This is a genomic window from Pseudomonas sp. MF6776 (assembly GCF_016613125.1).
Taxonomy (GTDB): Bacteria; Pseudomonadota; Gammaproteobacteria; order Pseudomonadales; family Pseudomonadaceae; genus Aquipseudomonas; species Aquipseudomonas iridis.
The window spans coordinates 41,757-49,998 of the sequence record NZ_JAENSQ010000035.1 but is presented as its reverse complement, the minus strand read 5'-3'; the positions used below and the strand labels follow the sequence as shown (position 1 = coordinate 49,998).

The 8,242-nt window shown below is 59.1% G+C and carries 5 protein-coding genes and 1 pseudogene; 5 read left to right on the top strand and 1 reads right to left on the bottom strand.

Annotated elements, in window-relative coordinates:
- Positions 1-126: 126 nt before the first annotated feature.
- From JJD74_RS26480 to ilvD, 4 genes and pseudogenes are all read left to right on the top strand, one after another.
- Positions 127-1,146 (top strand): annotated as a pseudogene (locus JJD74_RS26480) (SagB family peptide dehydrogenase); the annotation flags it as partial.
- The gene (locus JJD74_RS26475; protein WP_200617165.1) at positions 1,143-2,120 is read left to right on the top strand and encodes a diiron oxygenase; all 978 of its coding nucleotides are present in this window, start codon (positions 1,143-1,145) and stop codon (positions 2,118-2,120) included. The pseudogene JJD74_RS26480 and the gene JJD74_RS26475, both read left to right, overlap by 4 nt.
- Complete coding sequence (locus tag JJD74_RS26470; protein ID WP_200617164.1) at positions 2,113-3,345, top strand: MFS transporter; 1,233 nt, start codon at positions 2,113-2,115, stop codon at positions 3,343-3,345. Before JJD74_RS26475 ends, JJD74_RS26470 begins: the two co-directional genes overlap by 8 nt.
- A 257-nt stretch (positions 3,346-3,602) precedes the next feature.
- Positions 3,603-5,444: a dihydroxy-acid dehydratase gene (gene ilvD, locus JJD74_RS26465; RefSeq protein WP_047303988.1), complete on the top strand. Its 1,842-nt coding sequence runs from the start codon at positions 3,603-3,605 to the stop codon at positions 5,442-5,444.
- 87 nt (positions 5,445-5,531) lie between these two features.
- On the opposite strand, the gene JJD74_RS26460 is transcribed toward ilvD, so the two are convergent.
- Positions 5,532-6,593 (bottom strand): phosphorylcholine phosphatase, encoded by a 1,062-nt coding sequence (locus JJD74_RS26460; RefSeq protein ID WP_042561579.1) that lies wholly within the window; start codon positions 6,591-6,593, stop codon positions 5,532-5,534.
- Positions 6,594-6,835: 242 nt separating this feature from the next.
- Between JJD74_RS26460 and JJD74_RS26455 the strand changes: the two genes are divergently transcribed.
- Positions 6,836-8,224 (top strand): L-cystine transporter, encoded by a 1,389-nt coding sequence (locus tag JJD74_RS26455; RefSeq protein ID WP_042561580.1) that lies wholly within the window; start codon positions 6,836-6,838, stop codon positions 8,222-8,224.
- Positions 8,225-8,242 lie beyond the last annotated feature (18 nt).

Below are 8,242 nucleotides of genomic sequence, written 5' to 3'. Positions count from 1 at the left end.
GGCTGAAACCTTGGGCATGACCGATTTGAATGGTGGCGCGCTCTTCAACGCTGAGTTCGGAATAAGACATAGGGACAGCACCGTACCGGAAAGGTCAGGTGTTGCACTCAGTTTTCGCCGCCGCCCTGGAACTACAAAGATCACACTCAATATGAACTCGACCTGAACTATGCGTCACGCCTCACCCAACTAATAAATAATCCCGACTTATTCGACACACACAACATCATAGACACACAACTATTAAACACGGGCATTCTAACCGTTTCAAAACCAGACAACCCGCACTGGGGTTGGGATGAACTGTCGAAGATTTATCATATCGGCACGCAAAACATTCCCTGCGAACACACCCCACAGAATGTTCAAGAGTGGTCCAGGCAATATCTGGCGCACTGCAACGAAGTGCTGGCCACCCCGCCGCCCGCAAAAAGCCGTCCGCAACACGAGGCTGCACAGCGCATCGCCTTGCCCGACCCGGGCGAATTGAGCGACGACAGCCTGGCTAACGCGCTGCTCCAGCGAAAAACCTGTCGCTCCTTTACGGGTGCAGCGATGACGCTCAATAACGTCAGCACTTTGCTTTACCTGACTCTCGGTTACCTGCGCGAGCGCGACACTGTTCGGGATGACAGCATCGCCGAAGGCCTGGGAGCACGCCGCAGCAGTCCCTCCGGCGGTGGCCTGAACGCATGCGAAGGTTTTCTGCTGGTTCAGAACGTCGACGACGTTGCCCCCGGCATTTATGCCTATCACCCCGACGAACACTCCATCAGTCGAGTCAATCCATTGCCGTCATCGGCACTGGGCCATTTGCTCGGCGGTCAGCATTTCATCAACAACCTGCCGCTGGGATTGTTCATCACGGCGCGATTCGATCGACTTTGGTGGAAATATGGGCACTCCCGCGCCTATCGCATGGCGTTCGTGGAGGCCGGTCACCTCTCACAAACCTTTCAACTGGTTGCCACAGCACTTGGCCTGAACACCTGGTTGACCGGCGCGTTTGCCGACGAGCAAGTCGAAACACACCTCGAACTCGGGGGAAGCGCCGAACAGCCATTGTTCTTTGTCGGCTGCGGGGAAAGCGACGGACAGGCGATGTGCCAGGAACTGCGCGAACTGTTGCGCGAGGCCCAGGCATGACTCTCCTCAGTGCCGATCCGAGCGAAGCGCCAATCTCCTGGGCGCTCAAATTCACCTTGGGGGACTGGGACAACCGAGCCTCCGTCCGCACCAGCACTCATGACTATCAGTTGCCAGACGATGTACAGCACCAACTGGAAAGCCGTTACTGGTTTCCACCGGACTTCCTGCCCTACCTGTCGCATCCCGCCATTCAAGCAGCAGGGCGTGATGCGCTGCATCGGCTGACGGCCAATCATCTGGTGCACTTTCTCGACTACACCACCCTGCTGGAACACCGCATCGTCAATCGCGCGGTAGAAGTCATCGTCCACCGGGAACTGCCGATTCATGTGTCTCAAGCCATGAAGCATGCAGCGCTGCAGCTCTATACCGACGAGGGCTATCACGCGCTGTTTTCGAATCGTCTCGCCGATCAGATCGCCGGGCTCTACGGGATCATCGGGCGTCCGGCGATGCCAAAGCGGATTGTGCGCATGAACGCCCTGATCGCCCGCACTTCGGAGAAAAACCGCCCCTTGGCATGGTTTCTTCTCGGCTTCGTCTCGGAAACCATCATTGCCCGGGAGCTGCTGGAGGTCTGTCGCAACAGTCTGGTGTCCAGCGTGAACGACATGCTGCGCGATCATCTGGCCGACGAAGCCCGCCACAGCCGCTACTTCGCCGACGTGTTCCATTACCTGTGGCTGGCCTTGAACAATCGCCAGCGAACCTTCGCCTCCAGATCGCTATTGGAGATCATCGGGATGTTCTTCGAAGCCGACGAGCGCTGGTTGCAACAGAGCCTGCGTGGAGCAGGCATCACCGACAGCGCCGTGACCGACATCATCGCCAGCGTAACGGCGCCGCAAGCCACTCGACGGCGCGCACGCTCAGGTGCCACCGCGACACTGAACGCACTGAAAAGCGCCGGTTTTTTTGCGTGGCCCACCAACCAGCAACGCTTCGCCAAGGCAGGATTGATCGATGGATAAGGGGCAGTCAGTGGTAAACGCCAGACAACGCCGTGGCGCGGTCAGCCTGTTGCTGGCGATGGTGCTGCTCGGCGTGTTCCCTCTGGATGTTCTGCTGCCTTCATTTCCGGCACTGGCTGAACACTTTCGCAACACGCCCACAGACATTGCGCTGTCGATCAGTCTGTTCGCCGTGGGAATCGCGTTTGCTCAGGTTTCGATCGGGCCACTGTCCGACGTGATCGGGCGCAAGGGCTTGCTGCTCGCAGGCATGATCGTATCGATACTCGGCGCGCTTGGTTGCGTGATGACCAGCGACTACTCGCTGTTTCTGATGTTTCGAGTAGTGCAGGCCGTGGGCTGCGGGTGTTTTGTGCTGTCACAGGCGCTGGTGCAGGATTTGTTCGAGGGTAAAGAACGTGATCGTCTGCGCATCCTGATGGTCACGGCGAGCGGGGTCTTTATTTCGGTGTCGCCGCTGGCCGGCACCTTTCTGCAAGCCACTCTCGGCTGGCGCGGCAGTTTCTGGGTCTTCATTGCGCTGGCGGCCGCGGTATTCATCAAAGCCTGGCTGCTTCTGGACAACAGTCGTCCGGCCAGCAATGGCGAACGCCTGGGTTTCATTCAGTCCTACCGACGGGTGCTGGGAAGTTTCGAGTTCGTCGGCTATTGGCTGATATCTGCGTTCGCCTTTGCCTGCCACTTCTCGTTCATCGTGATCTCGCCGCTGATTTTCATGGATCAGTTGCAACTGGCGCCGTACGACTTTGCGCTGATCCTGCTGATTTACGGTGCCGCCTACATTGCCGGGGGCATCATCGCTTCGGTGTTGAATCGACGCATCACGCCCGGCCGACAAATCATTATCGGGCTGAGTCTGATCCTGCTGTCGGGGCTGCTGACGCTGTATCTGGCGGCCCATCATGCGCTGACCCCGATTGCGGTGCTGATCCCGATGCTGATGTGTACCGCTGGCACGACCATCTCCCGGCCAGCCGCCACTTCTCGGGCCATGGGTCTGTTTCCCGATAACGCCGGCACTTCGGCCTCGGCCGGCAGCACCATCATCTTCATTTGCGCAGGATTGATCAGCGCGCTGATAAGCCTCAGTCCTGCCAATCTGCAATCCACGCTGGGCTACAGCTTCGTGCTGCTCAGTTGCGTGGCGCTGGCATTGAACGGTGGTATCAGCCGTCGAGCAAGAAACACTCAGACCGACGCGATCGTGCAGCCGGGGAGCGATTAATCCTGCCGGTCGTCATGCAACAGGCACCGTCGGCACGGCAACAACACTTTGCGCCATTCCCTCCAGACGCCAGCGGTGTAGAATCGCTTCATTCATCGCCATTCATCCCCCGGCGGGTTTATGAGCTCAGGCTGAGGCAAGCGGCGATCCCGCAAAGTCATCGGCAACTTCCGGACACACGGCCATTTCTGAGTGTTCCAGACGTCAATAGAAGCTCTCTCCCCTTTTGATACCTGATTAGCCGCCCGGAGTGCTCCATGCCTGATTACCGTTCGAAAACATCCACCCACGGCCGCAACATGGCCGGCGCCCGCGCACTGTGGCGCGCCACCGGGATGAAAGATGACGACTTCAAAAAGCCGATCATCGCCATTGCCAACTCGTTCACCCAGTTTGTACCGGGCCATGTGCACCTGAAGGATCTGGGCCAGTTGGTCGCCCGTGAAATCGAACGCGCCGGTGGCGTGGCCAAGGAATTCAACACCATCGCCGTGGACGACGGCATCGCCATGGGCCACGACGGCATGCTCTATTCGCTGCCGAGCCGCGAAATCATTGCCGACTCCGTCGAGTACATGGTCAACGCCCACTGCGCCGACGCCATTGTCTGCATCTCCAACTGCGACAAGATCACCCCGGGCATGTTGATGGCTGCGTTGCGCCTGAACATTCCGGTGATTTTCGTTTCCGGCGGGCCGATGGAAGCCGGCAAGACCAAACTCGCGTCCCACGGCCTCGACCTCGTCGATGCCATGGTCATCGCCGCCGACGCCAGCGCTTCTGACGAGAAAGTCGCTGAATACGAGCGCAGCGCCTGCCCTACCTGCGGCTCGTGCTCCGGCATGTTCACCGCCAACTCGATGAACTGCCTGACCGAAGCCCTCGGTCTTGCACTGCCGGGCAACGGTTCGACCCTCGCTACCCACAGCGACCGCGAACAACTGTTCCTGCAGGCCGGCCGCACCATCGTCGAGCTGTGCAAGCGCTACTACACAGAGGACGACGAGTCGGTATTGCCGCGTAACATCGCCAATTTCAAGGCGTTCGAAAACGCGATGATGCTCGACATCGCCATGGGCGGTTCGACCAACACCATCCTGCATTTGCTGGCTGCTGCCCAGGAAGCCGAGATAGATTTCGATCTGCGCGACATCGACCGTCTTTCCCGGGTCGTGCCGCAGCTGTGCAAGGTCGCGCCGAACATCCAGAAGTACCACATGGAAGATGTGCACCGTGCCGGCGGCATCTTCAGCATCCTCGGTTCGCTGGCCCGTGGCGGCCTGCTGCACACCGACCTGCCGACCGTGCACAGCCGCAGCATGGAAGAAGCCATCGCCAAGTGGGACATCACCCAGACTGACGATGAAGCCGTGCATCACTTCTTCAAGGCGGGTCCGGCGGGCATCCCGACCCAGACTGCATTCAGCCAGTCGACGCGTTGGGAAAGCCTCGATGACGACCGTGAAAACGGCTGCATCCGGAGCTTCGAGCACGCCTATTCGAAAGAAGGTGGGCTGGCCGTGCTCTACGGCAACATCGCGCTCGATGGCTGCGTGGTGAAAACCGCTGGCGTCGACGAGTCGATCCACGTGTTCGAAGGCAACGCGAAGATCTTCGAAAGCCAGGACAGCGCCGTACGCGGCATCCTCGCCGACGAAGTGAAGGAAGGCGACATCGTCATCATTCGCTACGAAGGCCCGAAAGGTGGCCCGGGCATGCAGGAAATGCTCTACCCGACCTCGTACCTGAAATCCAAAGGCCTGGGCAAAGCTTGCGCCCTGCTTACCGACGGCCGTTTCTCCGGCGGTACCTCGGGGCTGTCCATCGGCCACGCTTCGCCAGAAGCAGCAGCCGGCGGTGCGATCGGTCTGGTGCAGGATGGCGACAAGGTGCTGATCGACATTCCAAATCGCTCGATCAACCTGTTGGTCAGCGACGAAGAACTGGCAGCACGCCGGGTCGAGCAGGACAAGAAAGGCTGGAAACCGGTGGAAATCCGTCCACGCAAAGTCACCACCGCCCTGAAGGCTTACGCCCTGCTGGCGACCAGTGCCGACAAGGGTGCTGTGCGTAACAAGGCGATGCTCGACGGGATCTAAAAAAGCTCAAAGCTGCGAGCTGCAAGCGGCAAGCAAGAGCAATGTGGCTCTTGCTTGCCGCTTGCCGCTTGCCGCTAACAGCTGCTTTTATTGAATCTCTTCAGGCTTGACGATCACCCAGTTCTTGTCCGCCGTCACCGGCAACCCTTCCTTGGCCTGCGCCGCCGCATGCTTGGCCATCATGCCGTTGATTTGCGTCATGTACTTGTCCTTGCGGTTGATCCACAAGTGAATACCGCCCTTGGCCACGTCGACATCGTGGAACAGCATGTAGCCGTCGCTGGTGGGCGTATCGCCGCCGACCAGCACCGGTTTTTTCCACTCATCGATGTAGGTCAGGATCGCTGCATGCTTGCCGGCCATCCAGGTCGCTGGCGTCCACAGGTACGGGGTCAGTTCCAGACCGAGGTTGGCCTTCTCGTCGTATTTGCCCGCCGTGATTTGCTTGCGTGCAGTGGTCAGCTCGTTGGTTTCGCGGTTCTTCAGCAGCAGGCTCACGCCGATGACATTTTGCGGTTTGACGTTGTAGCCGTACTTGGGATCCGCCGCGACCATGCGCACCAGTTCTTCAGAGGCGGCGGTCATCACGTAGACCTCGATGCCGTTCTCCATCAGCTTGTTGTACAGCTCTTGCTGGCCGGTAAAGATCTTCGGCGGATTGACGTCGAGCTTCTTGACCACATCGCCTTCGTAATACGTGGCCGGCACCGGTTTGCCCGAGGCCATCAGCTCATCGACGTAGCCTTTGAGTTCCTTGAGGGTGAAGCCGGAGAACACCTGCGCCACCCACGGGTAGCAGACCATGTCGTCGACTTCGCAGAGACGATAGTAGTAACTGAACAGGCTTTCCTTGTGGTCGGCGGTGTCCTTGAAAGGCATCAGTTTCAGGGAGGGGTCGAGTTTGTCGCGGGTGATCAGGCCCTTGTTTTCCATGAACGGCAGCAAGGACTCTTCGAGGTCGTAGCGGTAACTGGTGTTGTCCATGTCAAACACCGCGTAGTTACCCTTGTTGGCGTTGGCCGCAATCATCGCGTCCAGCGCCTTGGCCTGATCGGCTGGCCAGTGTTTCAAGTCGGTAGCGAAGGCCTGAGTGGCCAGGCCCATCCCTAAAGTCAGTGCGACAGCCAGAAATTTCGGTGCGAACTTCATCGACGCTTTCTCCCTGATCTAAAAGCATCGACGCTAACAAATACGTGTGACAGTCCTCGTCTGTCAGCGACCGCCCCCGCCCCTGTTTGCGCCAAATGCATTGCTGTGAGCGACACACGCTTATTCCAAAAACGACGGACACCATACGTTTTCGGTATTAAATCATTAGTTTTCAAGCTGTTAGGCTTGCCGGTTCGCAGCAGCCCCGGAAGGCTGTTGGCAAAGACTTTCCTGGAGTTCTCATGAATCTACCGTTGATTCTCAACCTGCTGGTGTTCCTCGCCCTGCTCTTCGGTCTGGCGCAGACCCGCCACACTTCGTGGAGCCTGGCGAAAAAAGTCCTGCTCGCGCTGGCTCTCGGCGTGGCATTCGGCGTGGCGCTGCACAGCATTTACGGTGCCGGCAACCCGGTGCTGAAAGCTTCGATCGGCTGGTTCGATCTGGTCGGCAACGGCTACGTGCAGTTGCTGCAAATGATCGTCATCCCGCTGGTGTTCGCCTCGATCCTCAGCGCCGTGGCCCGGCTGCACAACGCGTCGTCGTTGGGCAAGATCAGCTTCCTGACCATCGGCACGCTGCTGTTCACCACCGCGATTGCGGCGCTGATCGGTATTGGCCTGACCAACCTGTTCGGCCTCACCGCCGAAGGTCTGGTCGCCGGCACGCAGGAAATGGCTCGCCTGCAAACCATTCAGACTGACTACGCCGGCAAGGTTGCCGACCTGAATGTGCCGCAACTGTTGCTGTCGTTCATCCCGCAAAACCCGTTCGCCGACCTGGCCCGGGCCAAGCCGACCTCGATCATCAGTGTGGTGATTTTCGCGGCGTTCCTGGGGGTTGCCGCACTGCAACTGCTCAAGGATGACGTCGAAAAAGGTCAAAAAGTGATCAACGCCATCGACACTCTGCAAGCCTGGGTGATGCGTCTGGTGCGTCTGGTGATGAAGCTGACCCCGTACGGCGTGCTCGCGCTGATGACCAAAGTGGTCGCCGGTTCCAACCTGCAAGACATCATCAAGCTCGGCAGTTTTGTGGTGGTGTCGTACCTCGGTCTGGGCCTGATGTTTGTCGTCCATGGCTTGCTGGTGTCGGCGGCCGGGATCAACCCGCTGCGTTTCTTCCGCAAGATCTGGCCGGTGCTGACGTTCGCTTTCACCAGCCGTTCCAGTGCAGCGAGCATTCCGCTGAGCATCGAGGCGCAGACCCGTCGTTTGGGTATTCCGCAGTCAATCGCCAGTTTCGCCGCTTCGTTCGGTGCGACTATCGGTCAAAACGGCTGCGCAGGTCTGTACCCCGCGATGTTGGCGGTGATGGTTGCGCCGACCGTGGGCATCAACCCGCTGGATCCGCTGTGGATCGCCACGCTGGTAGCGATTGTGACCCTGAGTTCGGCCGGTGTGGCGGGCGTAGGTGGCGGTGCGACGTTCGCAGCGTTGATCGTGCTGCCGGCGATGGGCTTGCCGGTGTCTTTGGTGGCGCTGCTGATTTCGGTTGAGCCGCTGATTGATATGGGGCGTACGGCGTTGAACGTGAGTGGTTCGATCACCGCCGGTGCGATTACCAGCCAGGTGATGCAGCAGACAGATAAAGAACTGCTGGATGCCGATGAGCATGCGCAGCTAGCTAGCTAGCCAGCAAGCTGCAAGCTG

Bases quoted from the DNA above. Each gene is read 5' to 3' on its own strand.
- ilvD (WP_047303988.1), top strand. From the start codon at position 3,603: ATGCCTGATTACCGTTCGAAAACATCCACCCACGGCCGCAACATGGCC.
- JJD74_RS26470 (WP_200617164.1), top strand. From the start codon at position 2,113: ATGGATAAGGGGCAGTCAGTGGTAAACGCCAGACAACGCCGTGGCGCG.
- JJD74_RS26455 (WP_042561580.1), top strand. From the start codon at position 6,836: ATGAATCTACCGTTGATTCTCAACCTGCTGGTGTTCCTCGCCCTGCTC.
- JJD74_RS26460 (WP_042561579.1), bottom strand. From the start codon at position 6,593: ATGAAGTTCGCACCGAAATTTCTGGCTGTCGCACTGACTTTAGGGATG.
- JJD74_RS26475 (WP_200617165.1), top strand. From the start codon at position 1,143: ATGACTCTCCTCAGTGCCGATCCGAGCGAAGCGCCAATCTCCTGGGCG.